We start from the raw sequence: 23,739 nt of genomic DNA on the forward strand, positions 1-23,739 counted from the left end.
AGACGAATGGGCCTAACACCATTTTTTGATTCTAGTAACGGAAGTTTGTTCCGGCTAGGTCTGATTGACCTTTGTAAGTTGCGTAGGCGTACACATTATAATATTGACCTTTGGCTAATGTAACGCCATTAGTAAGGGTTCCATCCCAATCAAAGTACTGATAGCCAGCAGGTACATTTTCATAAAATGCAATGTCACCTAAGTATTCTAGTGCCTGACCAGCCGCATTTGATCGATACACAAAGAATTCTACTGACTCTGCCCCACCTGGGAATAAACCACCAACCTGAGTTAAGTTACCATTTTCACCGAATGAAACAAAGACCGCTTCAGCACGAGGATAATCAGGTTCTTTTACAAATAGGATGGTCGGAACATCAAAAGTTACCTTACCGTCGCTAATTTTGATTGAACCTTCATAATAGCCTGGTGCAAGGTTACCAGCATCCACTTGAACGTTCAGATTCACCTTTTGAGTTTGGCCAGCATTCACTTTTAAATTGTTGCTAGTCATCACCTTAATACCCGCTGGGTTTCCAGCGAACGTAACATCAAAACTGTATGTTTTTCTTTCTTTTGAAAGATTTTCTAATGTAAAATGTTGCTTTTCAACTTGCTTTCCTTTGTCCTTGTAAAACACACCAAATGAATGGCTTCCAGGAGTTGCAAGTGTTTCTGTTTTGATTGCATCTAATGGACGGATGCTTCCAGCACCTTGGGTGTTGTGCGGATATACATTTCCATTAGCATCCTTTAGCTCAACGGCAGTATTCATTAATGCTGCTTTTACATCTTCTACAGACCAGTCAGGATGTGCTTGTAAAACTAATGCAGCTGCACCAGCAACATGCGGAGAGGCCATACTTGTACCTTGCTTCGCACCATAGCCACCTGGGATGGTACTCGTAATATTCACACCCGGTGCTGATACGTCGGGCTTGATCATCCATGTTTGAGTTACAGGCCCACGAGATGAGAAGTCCGCCATCAATTCGCCTACACCGTGGGAGAATTCGATATTGAAGCTTACTTTGTTAGTGCCGTTTTCTAATTCTGTAAGTAATTTTGTCCCATCCTCTTGTGAAATCTTAATGGTTGGAACTGCCATTCCAGGCACATCCGGCTGTTCACCAGCTACGTTATTATAAATAATCGCACCTACTGCGCCCGCTGCTTTTGCTGCAGAAGCTTTATCAACGAATGCGATTCCTGCTCCACGGCTAATTAATGCGATTTTACCCTGCAGATCTTTTCCAGCAATCTCTGCTGGTGAACCAAATCCTACATGGACAAACTCAAATTCTTTTCCATTCAAAGCGAGTAATTCATCATCACTTGGGAAACCTTGTACTTTCGCAGATGGATATGTTACACCATCTGTTGTTGATATGGATGCATTATACACATTATACGGAAGCTGTGTAGCCCCTACAGAAATAGCTTCACGAGATGTACCCGGTGATCCAACTGTCCAATTCGCAGGTCCAGCATTCCCGTTTGAAGTAACGGCTACGACTCCTTCTGCCATCGCCCAGTCTAGTGCAATGCTTGTCGCATAATCAGGGTCATTTAATGAGTTACCTAATGACAGGTTCATCACATCTGCCCCATCTTGAACGGCCTTCTCGATTCCTGCGATTACATTTTCAGATGTCCCGCTACCGCCAGGACCTAATACACGGTACGCTAAAAGTGTAGCCTCAGGTGATACTCCCTTAATACCACCATTTGCCGCTACTGTACCAGATACGTGAGTACCATGATCCGTTTTTGCTCCACGCGGGTCGTTAGCTGGTGTTTCCTGAGGATCATTATCGTTGTCTACAAAATCCCAACCTTTATAATCTCCAAATGCATGATTTAAGTCAGGGTGAGTATAATCAGCACCAGTATCAATAACAGCTACTGTAATTCCTTTCCCTGTATAACCAGCTTCCCAAGCATCATTAGCACCAATAAATGGAGCACTATCAGCCATTTGCGGACTAAATTCCTCTTGTGAAATGGTCTCGTCAGTATCCTCTGTAATCGTATATTCGACATCAGGATATACTGCTTTTACCCCTGGTACAGACAGTAGTGCAGGGATTTCATTTGCTTTTAATTCAACCGAGAATCCAGAGAATACGTAATCGTACTCGCGGTTCACCTTACTAGACTTCGCAGCTTGTTTCACTGTGTCTTTAACTTTTTTACGTTCATTTGCTAGATTGGCCTTTGTTTGAGATTTTCCAGCATGTTTTGATTCCACAATCGATGTTTCTGTCATTTCCACGATTACTGTAGTAGATTTTGAGGATTTAAGGTCTATATTACCATGTAGTTCGGCTAACTGTTTTGGAGCAGAGGAATTTGTGTCGTTTGTTTGTGCGAAAGCTCCCATTCCAAATGAAGAAAATGCTAATAAAAAGATTAATAGGATAAATATAGGTTTAAGTGTTCGTTTTTTTCTCATGACCAACGCTTCATCTCCCTAATCATAATATTGAGTTAGCCTTTTCCCCTAAATACATACTCCCTCCTTTTTAACATTTTTTTGCAAGGCCTTCCCCAATACTACATACATTCACCCTTTCTTCATCTTTGTCCTTGAGCATTCGTACTCATTATTTCGTCATTGAAAATAATACTATCAGACTATATCTGTAATATTTTCGAGTTTATTCGATTTTTTTAGATTAGAATTTTAAAAAACCCTTTTTTTTGACACATTTTCAAATCAAAAGCATGCCATTTGAAATGACAGTTAAACCAAGTTTTTGCTTTTGCTGATAATATTTAACAAATTAGAAGAAAATAGAATTAGAAAGGAGGGATTACAAATGTCTGCGAAAAAACGGGTAATAGGATTGTTTGTTGCGATGGCGCTGCTTTTGGTTGGTTCGCTTGGTGTATTTGCCGAAACTCAGCCTTTGGAGCCGATTCAAAAAATTGAGGTCGGATTGAACGATGATTACTTTAATCCAAAAGCCATCACGATTCCTAAAGGAAAACCGATCGTGTTGGTCTTGAAAAACAACGGCGTTAAAGAACATACATTCACAGTAGAAAAGCTTGGAATTGACTATAAAGTCAAACCAAAACAAATAAAAATTGTGACTGTGGAACCGAAAAATGCTGGTACATATGAACTGATATGTAGATACCACGAAAAAGAAGGAATGGTCGGACAGGTAATCGTAAAATAATAGGCACGGCCAATTGGCCCTGCCTGTTTTTAGTTACGCTGCTCTTTCTTTTTTTGCAAAGAGATAAATCGAACTCACGAGTAGGACAAGAATCAATAGAAGCGAGACAGTCAAAGATAAAGCAAATTGTTTGTCTGGACTTCCTGTTAAAAGTAGTGAACTTGCGTGTGTTGAGAGTCTCGCCGGGCTCCAGGTCATCCACTTAGATAATAATGAAGTGAGTGCTGACAACCCAATTGCAACCAGCAACGACATAAACGCTACAAAGATATTACTTTTAAAGAGTGAGCTTAATAGAAGTGTAACGGTCATGAGGAACACAAGCCAAGTCCCGTACACGAGTGAACCTTTTATAAGTTCGGCAAATTCTACGTCACCGATTAATACTCCCGTGTAATACCCAGACGCTAAGATGCCTAGTAAAAATGAACCCAACGTGATGATCGTGATGCTTACCCATTTTGCTGTGATGTAATTTGCGAACGAAACTGGTTTTACAAGAATGATATCAGAAACGCCACTGTTTTTTTCCGCCGCAACAATCCCCATAAACGCTAATACCAACACGAGAACCCCGATTTGGCTGTATTGTCCGAAGGTTTGCACGAGCACCTCTTGTGGGGTTGGCACTGGGATATCAAAGACCGCTCCCTCTGGTAACTCACCCGCTGCTTTGATGATTTCAGGCAAATAATAAGAGGTTACAGGCTGCATGATCCCAAGTAAAATGAAGACAAGTGGAATCCACAGGATTTTAAAATTACGCGTCATTTCAATCCATTCTTTTTTAAATAATACTGTCCACTGTCTCATGACTTCACCACCTTCATGAATACATCCTCGAGGGACGATTGCCCAATTTTAAACGTTGATACTGGTATATTTTTAGACAATATATCTTGTAAAATAGCATTTCTTGCAGGCTCAAGTTGAGAAACAACAATTGTTGCTGTTGTGCGCTCTGCCGTTACTTCATGGACCGAATCAATTACTGTTAAACCGCTTGCCCAAGTTGTAATATCCGTTTCTGCTTCAATAATGATTACATCATGCTGGTGCTTTTTTCGTAGACCAGAGAGAGTATCACTTAATGCCAATTCTCCTTTACGGATAATGACGATATCATCACAAACTTCTTCTGCGTCATGCAACACATGTGTTGAAAATAGGATCGTTGTCTTCTTTTTCAATTCGCGCATCATTTCGATGACTTCGCGGCGGCCGACAGGGTCTAAAGCAGAAACTGGTTCATCTAGCATAACCAACTTTGGTTCATGAATCATCGCCTGTGCGATCCCAAGGCGCTGCTTCATTCCGCCCGAAAATCCACCGATTCTCTTTTTCTTTGCATCTGAGAGTCCTACCAACTCTAGTAATTCATCTGCCTTTTGCTGGGATTCCTTTTTCGATAAGTGGGCTAGTTGACCAACATAGACCAAAAATTCATTTGCCGACATCCAGTTATAAAAAACAGGGTGTTGCGGTAGGTATCCGATGTATTTCCGATTGTCGCCATTTTCCATACCATCAAAGGCAATTTTACCCGAGGTAGGATGAAGCAAGCCCGCCAACATCCGTAAAGTCGTTGTTTTTCCCGCACCATTCGGACCTAGTAAAGCTGTACAGCTTCCTTTTTTAATATCAAAGGAAAGATTGTTAACCGCCGTTTCCTTTCCAAACCGTTTCACCAAATTTTCAATCGAGACCAATGTTTCCGTCATTCTATCTCTTCCTTCCGATTACAAAATAGAGAATCGGGCCAAGTATACTGACCAAAAGGATGACAAACACCCATAAAATCTTTGGTCCATTCGTTTCTTCACTTCTCACAAGATCGACTATGGCCGTTACCAATAAAATTAATTGAATCACGATGATCGGAGCAATAAGCGCCCAATTTATTCCTTCAAGTCCTGTCATGCTGAATCACGTCCCCTTCAATTTGTTTTTCCCAAGATAATACGACCGAGGTTCGGAAAAAGTTCAGTGCAAATTAAAGTTTTTTTGGGACACAGGGACAGGTCCCTCGTCCCACCATGTTTTTACAGGGACACGGGACCTGTCCCTTCGTCCCATAAAAAAAGCAACCATTTTTATCATGGTCGCTGTTTGGTTATTTATTCTAATATGTCGGTATGGATGCTCACAAAATAAGATTCTAGTAGCTGTTGAAGCTTATCTTCCAGACTATAATAATCTCCGTCGGCTTTTTCGATTACCTGATAAAATGAGTCCTCATCGATTTCTCCATTTTCCATGGCAACAAATTTTCCCCACATTTCCTCGCCGTATTTTTGTAAAATCATAGCGTATTCTTGTGCACCAATTTTTTCGAGAATTTGGGTGAGTTCTTTTATGTATGTCGTTATGCCCACTTTTGAAATATACTCATTCCACCAATTGAGCAATGCCTCGTGCCCACCACTTTCAAGTTCTGAGTAGTACTGAAAAACAAGAAACGCCTCGTTTAGCGTTTGATCTTCTGATGGAAAATCAATACTACAAATCTTGTGGATGACTTCATTCCAGATATCTTCTGAATTTTTCATGTTCACTGCCCTCTATCTTTTTACCTGATTATACCATGGGACACAGAGAGAGGTTCATTGTTCCATAAAAAAACCGACTACCCTATTGGGTAATCGGTTGGATTATTAGCTAAAGTTGCCACCACAGGCTAGACTACTATTTCTCCTGGCTTATGCTTTTGCCATTCCGATTGAAGCATCAGTTGAGTGTGCATTTTCCTCTTCTTTTGAGTTTGCATCGTCCTCATCTTTTGATCCTTCATCGTCAGCAGGAGTGCCTTCTTCATCTGCAGGCTTTTTACTATCTTCTGGTTTCTCTTCTTCTTTTGGTTGCTTATCTTCTGCAGGCTGCTTGTCTTCTTCCTTCGTTGCAGCTTCTTTGTCTTCTGTCCCTTGCTCACTTTCTTCAAGAGCAGTTAGTGATTGTCCAAAGTACTCAATTGGATTAACAGCTACACCGTTGTTACGGATTTCAAAGTGAACGTGAATAGCAGCTTCTTCGTCATATTGATTTTCGCCAGCCATTCCAAGGACTTCACCTTGTTCTACTACGTCACCTTTTGCTACTTTTAAGTCTGCAAGAGATTGATACATTGTTACAACACCGTCAGAATGCTCGACTTCGACAACATTTCCGTGTAATGGATCTTTTTCTGCACGTGTTACAGTTCCAGCTAATGATGCAACAACTTCAAATGTCTCACCATTTTTCGCGACGATGTCAATTCCTTTGTTAGGGGAATAAATATTGTTATAGACTACAAGAGCTGCTTCTTGCTTTTCTGCTGAAGCTTCTGCATCGTAGAATTCCCTAAAGACTTGGATTGCATCTTCGTCAATGACAGGCATCTTAAAGTTTTCTGCACCTTGGTTTACCGGTAGACTTGGCTCTTCACCTGTAGCAGTTCCTGGTTGATTCTCACCATTCTTTACATCATCTGCTACATCGTTATTGCCTGTGAACCATAAAACCGCGGTTAAAATAAGTGCTGCACTTACTAGATAGATTGCTGGAAACACCCAACGCTTTCTAAATAAGCGTTGTAAACTTGATTTTTGAGAAGTACGTTTCTTTTCTTCCTCTCTCATGTTTATCACCTCAGCAACCATTCTGAACACATTCGCGGAATTATATACATTTTCAAAAAATTTTTTTCGATTATTTTTCGACAAAGCCAAAAATATTATTCATAGAATCGAAATTTTTTTCGAAAAGGGGTCCGGATGGACGTTGTTTTTTTGGGTTTGGTGTAATTTATCAGGTTCGGGAGTTGGAGTTGGTGAAGGCGTTTTGACTGAGGGCGGGGTTGGGGGGGCTGTGCTATATATAACTTTGATGAAGGACTTTGGTTGAGGCCTGCGCGTTCGTTCGGGACTTCATAACGGTGATGAAAGACTTTACATGAGACTCGCTTGTTCGTTCGGGACTTCATAACGTTGATGAAGGACTTTACACGAGACTGACATGCTCGTTCGGGACTTCATAAGGCCGATGAAGGACTTTACACGAGACTCGCTTGTTCGTGTGGGACTTCATAAGCCCGATGAAGGACTTTACACGAGGCTCGCTTGTGTCGTGCGGGACTTCATAACGCCGATGAAGAGGATTTAGATTGCCACCCCCATACGTTTTCCCTTTCATAAATACGATGAAGGGGATTCGGGCACCACCTTCCCTCCGCTTTCCTCTTCATAAACACAATGAAGGGGATTCGAACACAACCATCCTTCCGCTTTCCCCTTCATAAACACGATGAAGGGGAATCGTCCGACACCTTCCTGTTGTTTTCCGCTTCATAGCCGCGATGAAAGGGATTAAGACCGCAGCCAACCTAAGTTTTCCCCTTCATAACCTGAATGAAGTGGATTTCGATGGCAGCCCCGTTGCGTTTTCCCTTTCATACCCCCCAAAAAGAAAATTGTCAGCATACCATCCCAAGAAAGTACAAAAAACTCATTCCCCCTCACATTCCCAATGAATGCTATACTAGGTAGGTACATTTTTAAAAGGAGAATCTTTCATGAAAGCTTTATTACGACTTCTACTATTAATAGCACCATTTTTATATATGATCTTGATTTTTATTTTGTCGAGTCTTCCGTCGGATGCGATTGTGAACACTCCGTTTTCGTGGGACCGGGCGTTTAAAGAATCGCTGCACCTCATCGAGTTTGGAATTCTGTACGGGCTTTGGGTGTTGTTTTTCCTTGTGCAAGGAAAGTTCAGCCCCAAAACAAGTTTTCTATCCGCTGTAATCGCAATCGCCTATGGCTTCACAGATGAGTTGCACCAATATTTTGTCCCATACCGATCTGCGACTGTAATTGATCTAGTTAAAGACACAATTGGCGTGCTTGTGCTTTATACGATTGTAAAAGTTAGTTATTTTGGAGAAAAACTGCCGGGGATTAAAAAGCTCCTCAACTGGATTGAGGGCTTAAACAGGAAAAATGCAGAGGGCAAGTAGCCCCTCTGCATTTATTTTTTCACTGTTAATTTATTTAAAAAGTTCTCTGTGGACGAGATTTCTACGCCTTGGTAGTAATGTGTCACAATGTCCTTGTAACTCTTACCTTCCTTCGCCATTCCGTCGGCGCCAAATTGACTCATACCAACCCCGTGGCCGTAGCCTTTCGTTTGAATGACGATGTGGCTGCCTTTACGCTCCCAACTAAAGTCACTAGAACGAAGGCCTAATGCATCACGCACTTGCACTCCTGTGAATGTCTTGCCCCCAACTTCAACAGATGCTACTCGATTTGATTTCGTTCTGGAAGTAATCTTACCAATATCGTTACCATTGCCAAGCTTAATCCCTAACTTATTCTCAAATTCGGATACAGGCATATTCACTTGAGAATGAAATTTTTCTGTATTGACATCCCATGGGCTCTCAACACTTTTTAAGTATGGTACTGCATTTTTCCAAACGTTCTCGGAGTCTTCTGTATAGCCATTACTTGTCGAGTAGAATACGGCATCAATTGGTTCACCATTAAAGGTTATAATTTGCCCTTGTGTTTCCTTGACGGCTTGCCTGATTTTTTCGATTTTCCAATCATAGTCGCCTTTCCATTGGGCTTTTAGTTCCTCATTGTTTTTATAAACCTGATGACTTACCGTATCCGAAACATCAGCACCATTTGGCACTTTTAATTTTTGCTCACTCAGCATTTGTCTAACCACATATGTTCTTGCTGCTAGTGCTTGTGCTTTTAATGCCTCTAACTCAAAATCTGCAGGCATTTCCATTGCGAGCACTCCTACCACATATTCCTCTAGTGGCACATTTTCAATCTTCTGAGCACTGACGCGGTGAACGGCAACCTCCACTGTTGGCCCTGAGGCGATTTGAGGCGGTTCCGGATTTGATTGTCGCTCTTCAGCTAGTTTTCCCGCACCTTTATCAGAGAACGGAATGACAAGCATTGATGGAATCAATAAAATTAAGACAAAAAGGACAGAAACTAGTACAATGATTGGTTTAATCTGTTTCATGAATGCAAGCCTCCACTTTGAAATTAATGCACGAACGTAAACATGCACCTATATATCAATATCTATGGTAATGGACAAGCTTTTATGACATTTAATAGCAGAAAAATATTTGTATTCTATTACCTACCACTCATAGTATAATTTTCCTAGTATTACCATTATAAAATAAAAGGGGAAACGAGTAAGATGGGTAAAAACTTGATAAGTAGAATATGTCTTGCACTCGCTTTGTTAATTACCGTTTATAACTTTTTTATTACAGAAAATCCAGACTCGCGCGCGACAGGCGTTATATTTCTACTTCTTATCATTGCAAATATCATGCCTATTATAAAAAAAGATTAATAAAAGGAATAAAAATAAAAAAGCTAGAGATATTACCTTGTATGGGTAATGTCCCTAGCTTTTTACGTGGTTAGTTAGAAGTTGACTTTTGCTTCTTCCACTAGGCTATCTGTTGCTTCATTTATGCGTTCGATATCAGCACCTATTGCCGCAAGCTTTTGGTGGAAGTCCACATAACCACGGTCTAAGTGCTTGAGTTCTGTAACACGTGTGTATCCATCTGCAACCAATCCGGAAAGAATAAGTGCAGCAGCAGCACGTAAATCAGTTGCAGCTACTTCAGCTCCTTGAAGCTGAGATTCTCCGTTAATGATAACAGAACGGCCTTCAATTTTGATGTCACCGTTCATGCGTCGGAATTCCTCGACGTGCATGAAACGATTTTCAAATACAGTTTCAGTGATCATACTTGTGCCTTTTGCACGAAGTAATAATGCCATCATTTGTGATTGCATATCAGTTGGGAAACCAGGATGTGGCATGGTTTTAATATCCACAGCCTTTAATTGATCTGGACCAATGACACGTAAACCATCTTGTTCTTCAATGATGGTAACGCCCATTTCTTCCATTTTTGCAGTTAATGAGCTAAGGTGTTCCGGTACTGCACCTTGAACAAGAACATTACCGCCTGTGATTGCAGCTGCCACCATGAATGTGCCTGCTTCAATGCGATCAGGGATAATATTGTGAGTTGCTCCATGCAATTCTTTTACACCTTCAATACGAATTGTGCCAGTACCTGCGCCTCTAACATTTGCTCCCATTGCATTAAGGAAGTTGGCTAGATCCACAATTTCTGGTTCTTTCGCACAGTTTTCAATAGTCGTCATTCCGTCTGCTAATGTAGCAGCCATCATGATGTTTTCTGTAGCTCCTACGCTTGGGAAATCCATATATACTTTTGCACCACGAAGTCTTCCATTGACCTCGGCATCGATATATCCATTTCCAACTTTCACAACTGCACCCATTGCTTCGAATCCTTTTAGATGCTGGTCAATCGGTCTTGAGCCAATTGCACAGCCGCCAGGAAGAGCAACTCTCGCATGGCCATTGCGTGCAAGCAATGATCCCATGACTAGTACAGATGCGCGCATTTTTCGAACATATTCAAAAGGTGCTTCCGTTTTTAGCTCTCTTGATGCATCAACAACGATTTGATTGTTTGCAAACGTAACATCTGCATTTAAATAGCGTAATACCTCATTAATCGTATACACATCTGAGAGCGTGGGTACTTCATTTATTACACTTTTTCCATTACTTGCTAATAAGGATGCAGCGATAACTGGCAAAACGGCGTTCTTTGCGCCTTCTACTTTGACTGTGCCGTTTAGCTTACGACCGCCGCGGACGATGATTTTTTCCAAGGTATTCCCCTCCGCGTCCCATTTTCTATATATTCATATTCATTCATGACAATTGGTGTTCCATCTCGAATGCGTTAAAAGAACCCAATCTTATTACATTCATACCTTTTTTTGTGAAAAAGTACATTCACACTGCTGTAGTATATGCAAACCACCGGGCAAGTGTCTCTATTTTGATGTGATTGTACCCAATCACGCTTGTTTTTAAATAATAGGCTAGCTCGTTGCTAAACGGGCATATCCTCATTGTTTTGAAAGGTTCATTTTTCACACAAAACCAAGTTACATCATATCACTTAAGCATTCACTGGCACAAGTGAAAATTGTGGTATTTTCGCAATAATTGTCGAAAAAATTCTGGTCATTTGTAGGAATGTTTTTACATGAAAATTTTTCATAACTCACATAGTACATGTTATACGTAAGGAACTTTGTTTTTTTGAGGGTTTGTCTTCTTTTTTAGACAGTTTTACTTATGCGGATAACTATCTTGAAAAAGTAAGTATATTTGATGACATTTCAAGAAGGGACTAACTTGCGGGCCACCACGTGGGGTGATTTCTTCCGTGAAAATCATCAACCTATTGTTCCTTCGTATTCTATTTCCAGCAAAAACCAATGTATTTTTCTATGCCATTGGTATACTAAGGAATGTTTTAAAAAAAGGCATTATTACTCGTGCTCTTATTTAATTTCCTCTCCTTACTTACATTTTTTCCAGATGTATCACTGAAATACGTGGAAAGTAGTGGAGAGACCGATGAAAACTACTTCGAACATTTTTCACCTTAAACTTCTTGAATATATTATTAATTAGTAACAGTTAACTTAAGATAGTTGGTAATTGTTGTGACCAAAGAAGATAATCTAAGAAAAAGTTGCTGACGGTTGATCCAATCGCAATTGTCACAAGAACGAGAAGAACGCGCACCTGAAATATATGATTCGGCTTCACCAAATGCTCATACCGAATGCTTTGCAGTGCCCACCAGGTGACTGCAATAAAAATCAAATGCGAAATAATACTTATAAGTGCTTGATACCCAAATCCAGCTAACATAAACCTACTCCTTTCCAATAAGAAGGAAATATGTATGAAACACACACCACTACATTTTAGCATTTTCTATGCCAGAAGTCCTCAAAAACAAGCCTACAAAAAGCTAAAGAACCATAGGGACGGTTCTACTGGTCACAGATAAAAAACGCACAAGCAGGGAGGATTCTTAAGTTTTCCATTATATGGAGAACCACAAGAACCGTCCCCTTGGTCCCCGGGGTCCCTGGTCCCACACTCCAAAACAAAAGAAGAGGCATCCCCATACCTCTTCTTGTCATACCCCCCTATTTGTTTGAAAAGGGAATGGCAACATTTCATGCTGCCACCCAAATTTTATCCTATAAAATCCGCAAAGCTTTCGAATTGCTGGATGAATTCGAAGGCGACACCCGGGAAGATTCCAAAGCCAATTGTTCCAACCACTGCAACAATTACGACAATCAACACACCTGTAGGTAATTTAATTTTCTCATCGTCTGCTGCAGGTCTAAAGAACATCTGCGTTAAAATACCGAAGTAATAGAAATAGGATACAACGGTTGTTGCAATCATAATCGACGCCAGCACATAATGTGATGGACTCGTTACAAAAGCTCCAATGAAAATCTCTAGTTTTCCAATAAAGCCTGCCGTTCCTGGGATACCCGCTAATGAAAGGATAAACACGCCAAGTGCAACGGCTAACACGGGTGAGCGCTTATATAAACCAGCAAATTGACTAATATCCTCTGAGTCCGATTTCTGCGTGATTACCTGAAGAATCGCGAAGAATCCAAGGCTCATGAAGAGATAAGCAACTAAATAGAACCAAATCGCATCCATCATAAAATAAGAGAAAGCGACAAATGCTACTAATAGATATCCTGCGTGGGCAATACTTGAGTATGCCATCATCCGCTTTATATTTCGTTGTCTAAGCGCGATGGTATTACCGATAATCATCGTTGCACCTGCGATAATTGCTAATAGATCTTGTAGGTGGAACAATAAATATTCTGCTTCAGCGTTTCCAGATGGTGCTTGGACGAACCCTGTCACGACCATTCTTAATAGAATAACAAAGCCCGCTGTCTTTGAAATAACACTTAAAAATGCAGTAACAGGAGTTGGTGCTCCTTGATACACATCAGGTGCCCACATATGGAATGGAGCAGCTGCAATTTTAAATGAAAGACCTACTATAATCATAAACAAAGCAAGTGCCACAAGATAAATATGCTGCGGGTCCTGAAGGTTACCGAACGCTCTGAAAATCTCTCTTAAATTCGATGTTCCAGTGAGTCCATAGACATAACTGACTCCGAATAAAAAGATGGCTGTAGAAACCGTTCCGTTAATCACATATTTCATCGCGGATTCATTTGATAACTTATTGCGTTTTCGAAGTCCAGCTAATATATAGGAAGAAATCGAGAGCAATTCTAACCCGACAAATAATGTAATCAAGTCAGCACTAGATGTCATAATCATCGTACCTAAGAGTGCGGCTAGTAGTAGGTAGTAAAACTCACCACGATACTCTACCATTCCCTCTTCAGGTTCATAGCTCATTGCAAGTAAAAGAACTAGTCCTGTTCCCACTAATAATATTAATTTAAAAGCAATCGCAAACGAATCAAGTCTAAATGTATCGTACAAAATCGAGGTGACATCATTTCCGATTAAGGAAACCGTAAACCCGATTGCAACAAGGATTCCCACAATTCCAATCCAACCTAGTGGCCGTCGGTCCTTGTCTTTTCCCATAAATAAATCCAGTAACGATAGAAGGGTTGCAACACCGAGGATGATAAATTCAGGTGCCATAACTCCCCAATCAAAGCTTAGTAAAGTTTCTGTATCCATCGGCTCACCCCCCTAACCCTAGCATGATCGTTTCAAGTGCAACCTGAAGTGGCTGTGTAAGCACGTTAGGATAAACACCAATCAATACGATAAACGCAAGTAACACCAATACGGGTACCATTTCAATTGGACGTAAATCAACTGCTCCCTCATAGGAATGAAGGGTCTTACCGTATGTCACATTTAACACAGCACGGAGTAAATACACAGCTGTCATAATGATGCCGATTGCCCCAACCGCAGCGAGAACTGGCATTTCCTTAAACAGCCCAAGGAACGCCATGAATTCACTAACGAATCCGGACATCCCTGGTAAGCCAAGTGAAGCCATTGCTGCTGCTAATAAGAATCCAGCCGTTAGTGGCATTACTTTTGCAAGCCCACCAAGCTTATCAATATACGACGTTCCTGCTCGCTCGTACATGACCCCAATTAAGAAGAACAATAATGCTGAAATCAAGCCGTGTGACACAACTTGGAATACGGCTCCTTGCACTCCCGCTTCATTCATCGCACCAAGCCCAATCAACACAATTCCCATATGCGATATACTTGAGTACGCTAGAACCATTTTGAAGTCTTTTTGGACGAATGCTAAAAATGCTCCATATAGCAGATTGATTACTCCAAGCACAGCAACAATTGGTGCCAATGTGCTGAACTCTTCTGGGAAGAATCCCATTCCGAAGCGGATAATCCCGTATGCTCCAATTTTCAAAAGGATTCCCGAGTGAATCATGACAATGGATGGTGGTGCTTGTACGTGAACACGAAGCATCCATGTATGAAGTGGAAAAATCGGTAATTTAATCCCAAATCCGATAATGATCGCAATCAATAATCCAAGTTTTAAGTCTTCAGAGAATGTACCTGGAATCGGCAAGCTATCAGCCGGGCTAGCAAAAATCGCCGTCAGTGCCGAAATATTCGTTGTTCCAGCCTTTGCAAAAATGATCATTATCACAATCAGCAAGATCGCGGAACCTAATCCGTTATAGATTAAAAAGCTAAACGCCGCTTTTTCTTTTTCAAAATATCCCCACTTCCCAATGAGGAAGAAAGTAGAGATTAGCGTCATTTCAAAGAACACGAAGAACAATAGTAGGTTCCCTGCTGTAAATACGCCAAGCATTCCTAGTTCAAGTAAAAGGAAGAGCATGAAATAGCCTTTCCATTCCTTTTTAATATGAACGGATGCAATAGCAGCGAGTGTTGAGATCACAGTTGTTAAAAGAACGAGTACTAAGGTTAGACCGTTTAGGCCCATCTCATAATTGACTTCCCACGGATTCCCTTTTGGTAAAAAGCCAAACCAATAGACTGATTCCTTAAGCGTTGAAAGGTCTCCGCCACCTGTATAAAACCCGTACACATAAAGAGCCAATACGAGTGAAGGTATGGTAGCTAAAACACCAACTAATTTAATCGTTTTTTCCTCAGTTTTTGGTACAAAAGCAAGTAGTGCAATACCTAAAATCGGGAAGAATACTAAAAGTGAAAGAATAAATGAGCTCATCTTAAGTACCCCCCTGTCAGTGCCACAACCAGTAGTAAAATCGCTAATCCAACAAAGGCAACGGAAGTGTACATTTGAACTTGCCCATTTTGAAGCTTAGCTCCAAGCTTTCCGGCTCCTTGTGTTGCCATTGCCACGCCTTTTACAATGCCACCGACTAAAAATTCATCGATATAGCGAAGGAATAAACTACATACCTTTGTCGCGTAGACAACGGTCTTGTTGTAAAATTCATCAATAAAATATTTGTTATAAACGATGCTATACATAATCGGTGCGCGAGAGCTGAAAAAGTCTCTTGAAATGGACTTCCGTTGATACATCGCATAGGCAAGCAGTAGACCTAATAGGGACGCAAATGTTGCGACAGCCATAATCCAGCCTGGCCCTTCATGATGACTTGGTCCATATAGGTTTGTACCTTCTGTTAACCAATCCCCTAAAAAGGTTCCAAACCAAGGTGTATTCACATATCCCGCTACAACCGCTAGAACACCAAGAACAATCATCGGGATCGTCATCACACTTGGTGATTCTTTGACATTTGTTTGTTTTCCTCTTGCCTCACCAGTGAACACCATGAAGAACAAGCGGAACATATAAAATGCAGTAAAGAAAGCCGCAATCACCGCTAACCAGAACAGCACGTAATTCCCTTGTGCCCAGGTTGCAATTAAGATTTCATCCTTACTGAAAAATCCTGAGAAAAATGGAACACCACTGATAGCTAAGGTTCCAATTAGGAATAACGGACCTGTAATGCGAAGCTTTTTCCATAAACCGCCCATTTCCTCAATGTTCTGTGTATGAACAGCATGGATGACGCTACCCGCTGCCAAGAACAACAACGCTTTAAAGAAAGCATGTGTCATTAAATGGAATACTCCTGCAACATACCCGGCAGATCCTAATGCAAGCATCATATAGCCGAGCTGACTCACCGTAGAATATGCCAGGACACGTTTTATATCCTTTTGTGCTAACCCTATTGATGCTGCAAAAATGGCGGTAATTCCTCCGATAATTGCAACTGTCATCAACGCGGCATCACTAGCAGCAAATAAAGGATAAGTCGTTGCCACTAAATAAACCCCTGCCGCAACCATTGTAGCTGCGTGAATTAAAGCTGATACAGGTGTCGGACCTTCCATCGCATCCGGCAACCACGTGTGAAGTGGGAATTGACCCGATTTACCAACAGCCCCCACAAAAATTAAAATCGCAGTTAAGGTGATCATGGTTGACGAAATATCTCCAGCACCGACAGCGCGAAAAATTTCATCATATTCAAAGCTATTAACTTGCCAGAATAATAGAATCATCCCAATTAATAAGCCAACATCCCCGATACGCGTCATAATAAACGCTTTCTTTGCTGCAGCTTTTGCTTCTTCCTTATAGAAATAGAAACCAATTAATAGGAATGAACCAAGTCCAACAAGCTCCCAGAAAATATACGTTTGGAGAAGGTTTGGAGAAATGACCAAGCCTAACATCGCAAAGGTAAATAACCCAAGGTACGCATAAAAGACAGGAAAGCGCTCATCACCATGCATATACCCTTTTGAATACATATGTACTAAAAAACTGACAAGCGATACTACCACTAACATAAGTGCATTTAATTGATTGACTTCAAACCCCGCTGTTAAGTGAACATCCCCAATTGATAACCACGTGCTCTCATATTTGTATGTTGGGTTCCCAAGTCTCGAAATGAGAACCAACACCGAGTAGACGAATGAAATAAATGTTAGCAGAATGCCAAGATACGCACTCGACTCCTTCAATCGTTTACCGAATATAAGAAGGAACAAAAAAGAGATAAGCGGGAAAAGCGGTATGATCCATGCATTTTCCATCATCGTATCACAATCCCCTTCTTTGGCTTGCGGCTTAGGCATAGCAGAACATTTGGTTCCACAGCCTTTACCGGTACTTTATCGCATACGACTTAGCGTTTTGTTCTCCACCAAAGGCTAAATTAATGCCTCATCGTATTCATTTCATCAATATTTACTGTGCGTTTATTTCGGTACAATGCCATCAGAATAGCTAGACCAACAGCAAATTCAGCTGCCGCAATGGCGATCGTAAACAGTGAGAAAATTTGACCCGTAATTCCAGGGACCATTCCGTATTTACTAAAAGCCACGAAATTGATATTTACTGCATTTAGCATCAATTCAACTGAAATTAACACAATAACTGTATTTCTTTTTGTGAATGCCCCGTAAAGACCAATACAAAATAAAATTAACGCGAGGATAAGGTAGGCTGCTAATGGAACTGAACTCATTCCTCATTCGCCTCCTCTTCATTGTCTTTTTTCGCTAAAATGATCGCCCCTACTAACGCCACAAGTAAGACAACTGATGTTAATTCAAATGGAATCACGTATTTTGCATAAAGCTCAATTCCAATCTTCTCCGTATTGTTCACGTGTAGGTCTGTCGCTTGCCCCCCAAAATCCAAATCGTAAATGCCAAGGTAAACAGCAATACCAAATGCAAGGATTCCAAAAAGAACAAGAAAGGTTCGACCACGACTTACTTTTGGTTCATTTGTGTCATTATGTTTCGTCAGCATAATACCGAAGAGCATTAAAATCGTGATGGCCCCTGAGTAAATTAAAACTTGCACAGCTGCAACAAATTCCGCGTGAAGCATCACATACAAACCTGCGATACTAATGAAGGTGAATACAAGTGCGATTACCATGTGGATGACCTTTTGGAGGTTCAGCATTAATATACCGCCGCCAATCGCACTAATTGCTAGGACTATGAATGCTAAAAATTCTCCAGTCACGCTTTATTCTCCTTTCGCACGTTCGTATCATTTTCATCTAACCACTCGAGGTTTTTAAATAAGTCATCACGACTGTATTCTGCTAGTTCGAAGTTGTTTGTCATAACGATTGCTTCTGTCGGGCAAACCTCTGTACAAAGGTCACATAGAATACAAATTTCAAAATTAATATCATAGGTATCAATAATCTTCCCTTTTTTGGTCGGGTCAGGGTGTTTTTTCCCGGTTAGCTGGATACAATCGGTTGGACAAATGTTGGCACATTGATTACATACGATACATTTTTCCGGATAAAATTTTTGAATACCACGAAAGCGATCTGGTAGTGGTAGAGGTTCATTCGGATAATCATATGTGACTTTTTTATAGGTTAATTGATTAAGGGTGTATTTCATCCCTTTCAGCAAGCCAAACATAGTTTGTCACCCCTTTATAAGGTAGTTTCAGTACACGTATTCCTTTTTAGAAAAACGCTGTTTTCGCAAACATTGTTGTTTATTATATCGTTGACTTCCGCTTCAGGTGGACGCTTTCCGCGGGCGTGGCTTGAGCCTCCTCGTCGCTGCTGCTCCTGCGGGGTCTCAAGTCTCACGCTTTTCCCGCTGGAGTCGCCACCTTACGCTCCAATCAACTAGGTTTGCACACTTATCAAAAAGCAACAACCTTTTAGAAAAGAGCCTAGAAAAATAATTCCTTAATTAAAGCTGATAAGAAAATGTTTGCTAATGCGATTGGAAGTAGTACTTTCCAACCGAACTCCATTAGTCTGTCCGCACGTAAACGCGGGAAGGTGGAACGGAACCAGATTAAGACAAAGATTACCAAGCTAAACTTCAAGGAGAACCATACGGCACCTGGAATAAAGTCTAAGAATAAGACTGGTTTCCAGCCTCCTAAGAAAAGAACTGTCGTTAAGGCTGCCATCGCAAACATATACACATATTCGGCAAGCATAAAGAAGGCCCATCTAAATCCCGAATACTCAATATGGAAACCAGCAACAATCTCTGATTCTGCTTCAGGTAAGTCAAATGGCACACGGTTTAACTCGGCAACAGACGCGATAAAAAACACAATAAAGGCAATCGGCTGTGCAAAAATAAACCAAACCTTATCCTGAGCTTCCACAATATCAGAAAGATTCAAGCTTCCAGATAATAAAATAACCCCAATCACTGACATCACCAGCGGAATTTCATAGGAAATCATCTGTGCCGCTGCACGCATTCCTCCCATGAGGGCATATTTGTTATTCGATGCCCAACCACCGGCGACAATTCCAATCGTTGTGAGTCCAGATACGGCAATGTAATAGAGCAAGCCCACCCCAATATCTGCAAATTTATAGCTTTCCGTAAACGGAAGTGCTGCTACAACCATGAAGGCTGGAGCAAACGCCAGCACAGGTGCAAGAATAAACAAGGGACGGTCCGCAACTTTTGGGATCACGTCTTCCTTTAAAAGAAGCTTTAATACGTCAGCCACTGTTTGTAAAAGCCCCCAGCGTCCCCCTACTTGGTTCGGACCCTGACGCGCTTGCATAAAGCCCATCACCTTACGCTCTGCAAGGATTCCATAAGTAACGAATCCTAGGATGACTAAAAGTAAGACGGTTGCAAGTAAAAAGAAAATACCAAAATTCAGCCAACTCGGAGGTGAATTCAGTAGGTTTTCTATCATTAGCCGTCAACCTCCCCGAGGACAATGTCTATTGCACCTAAAATGGTGATTAGGTTTGCCATATTCTCTCCCTTTAAAAGTTTCGGGAGGATTTGGAGATTGTAGAATGACGGACGTCTGAATTTCAATCGATACGGTTCTTTTTTACCATCACTCGAAATATAGCAGCCAATTTCTCCACGTGGTGATTCAATTCGTACATATGCTTCACCTTTGGGTGCTTTAATGATTTTCGGAACCTTTGCCATAATCGGCCCTTCTTCAGGAAATTGTTCCACAGCCTGTTCTACTATTTTAAGAGATTCCTCAATCTCTTCCATACGGCAGTGATAACGTGCCCATGCATCTCCACCGTCTCTCGTTGGTACGTCAAAATCAAAGCGGTCATAGATTGAATATGGCTCATCTTTTCTAAGATCCCATTTGACACCTGTACAACGAAGATTTGTACCACTTAGAGAGTAATTTAATGCATCTTCCCTCGTGTACTTTCCAACTCCAATAACACGGTCCCGGAAAATTTCATTTCCTGTTACGAGCTGGTGATACCCTGGAAGCTGTGACCTCATATATGGAACAAATTCCTTAACCTTTTCAATCCAGCCTTCAGGAGCATCCCATTTAACCCCACCTACACGCATGTAGTTAAACGTCAGTCTTGCCCCAGAAAGCTCATTTAGTAGATTAATAATCATTTCTCTTTCTCTAAACGCATAAAGGAAAGGTGTTGTTGCTCCGATATCAAGTAAATATGTCCCCCACCATACAAGGTGACTCGCAATTCTTCCCAATTCCATTGCGAGGATCCGTAAATACTCAGCCCGCTCAGGAACCTCAATGTCCATCATTGTTTCAACCGCATGACAAAGTACATAGTTATTGGTCATCGCTGACAAATAGTCCATTCTGTCTGTGTACGGAATGATTTGTGTGTATTGCAAGTCCTCTGCAAGTTTTTCTGTTCCACGGTGTAGGTATCCAATTACGGGTGTAGCTTCTGTGATGATTTCTCCGTCAATTTTAACAACAAGACGGAATACGCCGTGCGTACTTGGATGCTGTGGCCCTACGTTTAGGAGCATTTCTTCTGTACGAATCATATGCTACACCTCCACGTCAAACGGTTCATAGTCTTTTCTAAGCGGATGTCCCACCCAGTCGTCTGGCAATAGGATTCGTGTTAAATTTGGATGTCCTTCAAATTTTATCCCGAGCAAATCAAATGTTTCACGCTCTGGCCAATTTGCCCCTTCCCATAAAGGCTGTAGGGATGCGGTCGTTGGCTCATCGCGGTCAAGCTTCACTTTTAACGCAACAGATTGACGGTTTTTATAAGAGAACAAATGAACATATATTTCCATATGTGTTTGGAAGTCTGTACCATGGAGTTCCGATAGATAATCGAATCCAAGCTGTTCATTGAACTTTAAAAACTGTGCAACCTTATAATATGTATCCGGTTTTGCAACAAGTGTTGGCACATCTTTTGATAATGTATTAATATAAGAATCTTCTAAAACGTCCCCACCTATGTGCTCCGTAATTACTTTCACGTACTTATCCAAATATTTTTGGTTAGGAGACGGTGTTGCCTCTTCTGCTTCTTCTTCAGGCGCTCCGCCCGCCGCAGCTTTCGCTTTTGCTGCTGCCGCTGCCTTTGCCTTGGCTGCTGCGATTGCTTTCGCTTTTTCCTTCGCAAGATCGTCGCCACCACCACCGGCTGCCGCTTTGGCTTTAGCTGCTGCCGCCGCTTTTGCCTTTGCTACTGCTACAGCTTTCGCCTTCGCTTTTGCTAGCTCATCATCTGATGATCCTTCACCCGCTTTTTCAGCCGCTTTCTGCTTCGCCAGTGCTGCAGCCTTCGCTTTCGCTGCCGCAACTGCCTTTGCCTTCGCCTTCGCTAAGTCATCCTCACCCGATGCTCCACCAGCCGCTTTTTGCTTCGCTAACGCCGCGGCCTTCGCCTTCGCTGCCGCTGCTGCTTTCGCTTTCGCCGTTGCTTTGTCGTCCGCTTCCGACGTGTCCGCTGATGCAGCTTCTGCTGCTTTTTGCTTCGCCAATGCTGCGGCCTTCGCCTTCGCTGCCGCGGCTGCTTTCGCTTTCGCCGTTGCCTTGTCATCCGCTTCCGTCGTGTTCGATGAAGCGGCTTCTGCTGCTTTTTGCTTCGCTAGTGCTGCGGCCTTCGCCTTTGCTGCCGCGGCTGCTTTCGCTTTCGCAGTTGCCTTGTCATCTGCTTCCGACTTGTCCGCTGATGCGGCTTCCGCTGCTTTTTGCTTCGCTAATGCTGCGGCCTTCGCCTTCGCTGCCGCTGCCGCTTTTGCTTTCGCAAGGTCCATATCTACCTCTTCAGATGATTCTGAATCTTCATTAGAAACTGCTGCCTCCCGCTTAAGTTGTTCCAGGTCTTTTTCTTCGCTCACGCTAAATCACCTTCTTCCCCGTTTTAGCCTCATAGCGAATCTTCTCTTTTAATTTATTAATCCCGTAAATAAGTGCAGCTGGATTTGGTGGACAACCCGGGATGTACACATCAACAGGCACAATCTGGTCTACCCCTTTCACAACCGCATACGACTTCACATAAGGACCCCCTGCCGTTGCACAAGACCCCATTGCAATGACCCATTTTGGTTCTGGCATCTGGTCATACAATCTCTTTAAAACCGGTGCCATCTTCTTAGTCACTGTACCCGATACAATCATGCAATCGGACTGACGTGGAGACGTACGGAAAAAGGAACCAAACCGATCTAAATCATAATGGGAAGAACCTGTCCCCATCATTTCAATCGCACAACAAGCCAGACCAAATGTAAGTGGCCACAACGAATTACTTCGCGCCCAACCTTTCACCTGCTCCAGCGTCGTCATAAATACACTTCTCTTTAACTCTTCCATCTCTAAATCTGAAATTCCATCCATTTTTAAATCCATTTTAACACGCCCTTCTTCCAAGCATATACTAAGCCGATAACGAGCATAACAACGAAAATCAACATCTCAACTAATGCGAAAATCCCGAGTTTTTCGTAGGCAACTGCCCATGGATATAAAAATACAGTCTCAACATCAAAAATAACAAACAATAACGCAAAAATATAATAGCGTACATTAAACTGTACACGAGAATCATGGAATGGCTCAATCCCACTCTCATATGTAGTAGCCTTCTCCTCACTCGGTGCATGTGGACGCAGCAACTTCCCCAAAAACAACGCCACAATCGGGAGTAGAATCCCCAACAACAAGAAGACAACCACAATCAAGTAATTATTCAAATACTGATTCAACAGATCCTCCATGTAGCCCCCTCCGATATCCCCCAATATTTTATTAACAAAATATTATAAATGTAACCGAATACATTATAGCACTTTTCCCAGCCTAGTGTCGACCAAACCTGGCACTTATTCTACGAAATTACCATTTAAGACAAATAAAGTAAAAGTACGCAGAAAAGGCTTGCATTTCCAAGCCATTTTTTCTGTATTTTACGGTTTCAGCAAGCGCTGAAATGATGAAAATTTAAGTTCATCAAAACAGTAATTTCTATTTTCATAGAACACTAGGAGGGATGTACATTTTCAATAATGTGATTGTATTTTTTCATACCCTCAACCAAGCAATCCATTTACTCCGAGGGTATGATTACACGGTTTTCGTACCCCCACTCAAACAACTACTCGTTCATGAGGGTACAAATAACCCCTTTTCATACCATCACACAAGCATTTTCACCAACATGAGGGTACGATTACACATTATTCATATCCTCACTACATACATTTATTCCTTTTGACGGTAAGATTAACACTCCAACTCCATTCAATCCCCCCAAAACCCTATTGTCCATAAATGTTAAATATCGTCCTATACTTATAGGGTATTGTCCAT

Annotated in this window: 22 protein-coding genes; 2 read left to right on the top strand and 20 right to left on the bottom strand. The window is 41.6% G+C overall.

Features of this window, described 5'->3' with window-relative positions; genetic code table 11:
* Positions 1 to 31: 31 nt before the first annotated feature.
* Complete coding sequence (locus tag ACFSFW_RS16665) at positions 32 to 2,455, bottom strand: S8 family peptidase (protein ID WP_388039939.1); 2,424 nt, start codon at positions 2,453 to 2,455, stop codon at positions 32 to 34.
* Positions 2,456 to 2,822: 367 nt separating this feature from the next.
* Between ACFSFW_RS16665 and ACFSFW_RS16670 the strand changes: the two genes are divergently transcribed.
* Complete coding sequence (locus ACFSFW_RS16670; protein ID WP_388039941.1) at positions 2,823 to 3,188, top strand: cupredoxin domain-containing protein; 366 nt, start codon at positions 2,823 to 2,825, stop codon at positions 3,186 to 3,188.
* 33 nt (positions 3,189 to 3,221) lie between these two features.
* Here ACFSFW_RS16670 and ACFSFW_RS16675 read toward each other — a convergent pair whose 3' ends face one another.
* The 5 genes from ACFSFW_RS16675 to spoIIQ form a co-directional block, all read right to left on the bottom strand.
* Positions 3,222 to 4,001 carry an ABC transporter permease gene (locus tag ACFSFW_RS16675; RefSeq protein ID WP_388039943.1) on the bottom strand — a complete coding sequence of 260 codons (780 nt, stop codon included), beginning with the start codon at positions 3,999 to 4,001 and terminating at the stop codon, positions 3,222 to 3,224.
* Entirely contained in the window at positions 3,998 to 4,909 is a 912-nt protein-coding gene (locus ACFSFW_RS16680) for an ABC transporter ATP-binding protein (RefSeq protein ID WP_388039945.1), read from the bottom strand. Before ACFSFW_RS16680 ends, ACFSFW_RS16675 begins: the two co-directional genes overlap by 4 nt.
* A gap of 1 nt (position 4,910) precedes the next feature.
* Positions 4,911 to 5,108, bottom strand: coding sequence for a PLDc N-terminal domain-containing protein (locus ACFSFW_RS16685; protein ID WP_099354560.1), 198 nt, complete (start codon positions 5,106 to 5,108; stop codon positions 4,911 to 4,913).
* Positions 5,109 to 5,305: 197 nt separating this feature from the next.
* On the bottom strand, positions 5,306 to 5,737 hold the full coding sequence (locus ACFSFW_RS16690) for a DMP19 family protein (protein WP_388039947.1): 432 nt from the start codon (positions 5,735 to 5,737) through the stop codon (positions 5,306 to 5,308).
* 150 nt (positions 5,738 to 5,887) lie between these two features.
* Positions 5,888 to 6,805 (bottom strand): stage II sporulation protein SpoIIQ, encoded by a 918-nt coding sequence (spoIIQ, locus tag ACFSFW_RS16695; protein ID WP_388039949.1) that lies wholly within the window; start codon positions 6,803 to 6,805, stop codon positions 5,888 to 5,890.
* Between the two features lie 932 nt (positions 6,806 to 7,737).
* On the opposite strand from spoIIQ, the gene ACFSFW_RS16700 reads away from it, so the two are divergent.
* The gene (locus ACFSFW_RS16700) at positions 7,738 to 8,184 is read left to right on the top strand and encodes a VanZ family protein (RefSeq protein ID WP_388039950.1); all 447 of its coding nucleotides are present in this window, start codon (positions 7,738 to 7,740) and stop codon (positions 8,182 to 8,184) included.
* Positions 8,185 to 8,195: 11 nt separating this feature from the next.
* On the opposite strand, the gene spoIID is transcribed toward ACFSFW_RS16700, so the two are convergent.
* The 14 genes from spoIID to ACFSFW_RS16770 all read right to left on the bottom strand — a co-directional run bounded on the left by spoIID (position 8,196) and on the right by ACFSFW_RS16770 (position 23,147).
* The gene (gene spoIID / locus ACFSFW_RS16705) at positions 8,196 to 9,215 is read right to left on the bottom strand and encodes a stage II sporulation protein D (RefSeq protein WP_388039952.1); all 1,020 of its coding nucleotides are present in this window, start codon (positions 9,213 to 9,215) and stop codon (positions 8,196 to 8,198) included.
* A gap of 419 nt (positions 9,216 to 9,634) precedes the next feature.
* Positions 9,635 to 10,933 (bottom strand): UDP-N-acetylglucosamine 1-carboxyvinyltransferase, encoded by a 1,299-nt coding sequence (murA, locus tag ACFSFW_RS16710; RefSeq protein WP_388039954.1) that lies wholly within the window; start codon positions 10,931 to 10,933, stop codon positions 9,635 to 9,637.
* 823 nt (positions 10,934 to 11,756) lie between these two features.
* Positions 11,757 to 11,993: a DUF1146 family protein gene (locus ACFSFW_RS16715; RefSeq protein ID WP_304213890.1), complete on the bottom strand. Its 237-nt coding sequence runs from the start codon at positions 11,991 to 11,993 to the stop codon at positions 11,757 to 11,759.
* A gap of 333 nt (positions 11,994 to 12,326) precedes the next feature.
* Complete coding sequence (gene nuoN / locus ACFSFW_RS16720; protein WP_388039956.1) at positions 12,327 to 13,838, bottom strand: NADH-quinone oxidoreductase subunit NuoN; 1,512 nt, start codon at positions 13,836 to 13,838, stop codon at positions 12,327 to 12,329.
* Positions 13,839 to 13,842: 4 nt separating this feature from the next.
* Complete coding sequence (locus ACFSFW_RS16725) at positions 13,843 to 15,354, bottom strand: NADH-quinone oxidoreductase subunit M (RefSeq protein WP_388039958.1); 1,512 nt, start codon at positions 15,352 to 15,354, stop codon at positions 13,843 to 13,845.
* Positions 15,351 to 17,219, bottom strand: coding sequence for an NADH-quinone oxidoreductase subunit L (gene nuoL / locus ACFSFW_RS16730; RefSeq protein WP_388039960.1), 1,869 nt, complete (start codon positions 17,217 to 17,219; stop codon positions 15,351 to 15,353). Before nuoL ends, ACFSFW_RS16725 begins: the two co-directional genes overlap by 4 nt.
* Positions 17,220 to 17,338: 119 nt before the next feature.
* Positions 17,339 to 17,653 (bottom strand): NADH-quinone oxidoreductase subunit NuoK, encoded by a 315-nt coding sequence (gene nuoK, locus ACFSFW_RS16735; RefSeq protein WP_388039962.1) that lies wholly within the window; start codon positions 17,651 to 17,653, stop codon positions 17,339 to 17,341.
* Positions 17,650 to 18,165 carry an NADH-quinone oxidoreductase subunit J gene (locus ACFSFW_RS16740; RefSeq protein ID WP_388039964.1) on the bottom strand — a complete coding sequence of 172 codons (516 nt, stop codon included), beginning with the start codon at positions 18,163 to 18,165 and terminating at the stop codon, positions 17,650 to 17,652. The genes nuoK and ACFSFW_RS16740 overlap by 4 nt, the downstream gene beginning before the upstream one ends.
* Positions 18,162 to 18,581 (bottom strand): NADH-quinone oxidoreductase subunit NuoI, encoded by a 420-nt coding sequence (nuoI, locus tag ACFSFW_RS16745; RefSeq protein WP_010677182.1) that lies wholly within the window; start codon positions 18,579 to 18,581, stop codon positions 18,162 to 18,164. Before nuoI ends, ACFSFW_RS16740 begins: the two co-directional genes overlap by 4 nt.
* Before the next feature lie 262 nt (positions 18,582 to 18,843).
* Entirely contained in the window at positions 18,844 to 19,845 is a 1,002-nt protein-coding gene (nuoH, locus tag ACFSFW_RS16750) for an NADH-quinone oxidoreductase subunit NuoH (protein ID WP_099354570.1), read from the bottom strand.
* Positions 19,845 to 20,945 (bottom strand): NADH-quinone oxidoreductase subunit D, encoded by a 1,101-nt coding sequence (locus tag ACFSFW_RS16755; protein ID WP_099360916.1) that lies wholly within the window; start codon positions 20,943 to 20,945, stop codon positions 19,845 to 19,847. The genes nuoH and ACFSFW_RS16755 overlap by 1 nt, the downstream gene beginning before the upstream one ends.
* 3 nt (positions 20,946 to 20,948) lie before the next feature.
* Complete coding sequence (locus ACFSFW_RS16760; RefSeq protein ID WP_388039965.1) at positions 20,949 to 22,265, bottom strand: NADH-quinone oxidoreductase subunit C; 1,317 nt, start codon at positions 22,263 to 22,265, stop codon at positions 20,949 to 20,951.
* Between the two features lies 1 nt (position 22,266).
* A complete protein-coding gene (locus ACFSFW_RS16765; protein WP_099354573.1) occupies positions 22,267 to 22,779 on the bottom strand; it encodes a NuoB/complex I 20 kDa subunit family protein in 513 nt (170 codons plus the stop codon).
* Positions 22,770 to 23,147 carry an NADH-quinone oxidoreductase subunit A gene (locus ACFSFW_RS16770; RefSeq protein ID WP_099360914.1) on the bottom strand — a complete coding sequence of 126 codons (378 nt, stop codon included), beginning with the start codon at positions 23,145 to 23,147 and terminating at the stop codon, positions 22,770 to 22,772. Before ACFSFW_RS16770 ends, ACFSFW_RS16765 begins: the two co-directional genes overlap by 10 nt.
* Between the last annotated feature and the right edge of the window lie 592 nt (positions 23,148 to 23,739).

The organism is Ferdinandcohnia salidurans (genome assembly GCF_042680725.1).
Classification (GTDB): domain Bacteria; phylum Bacillota; class Bacilli; order Bacillales; family Bacillaceae_L; genus Ferdinandcohnia; species Ferdinandcohnia salidurans.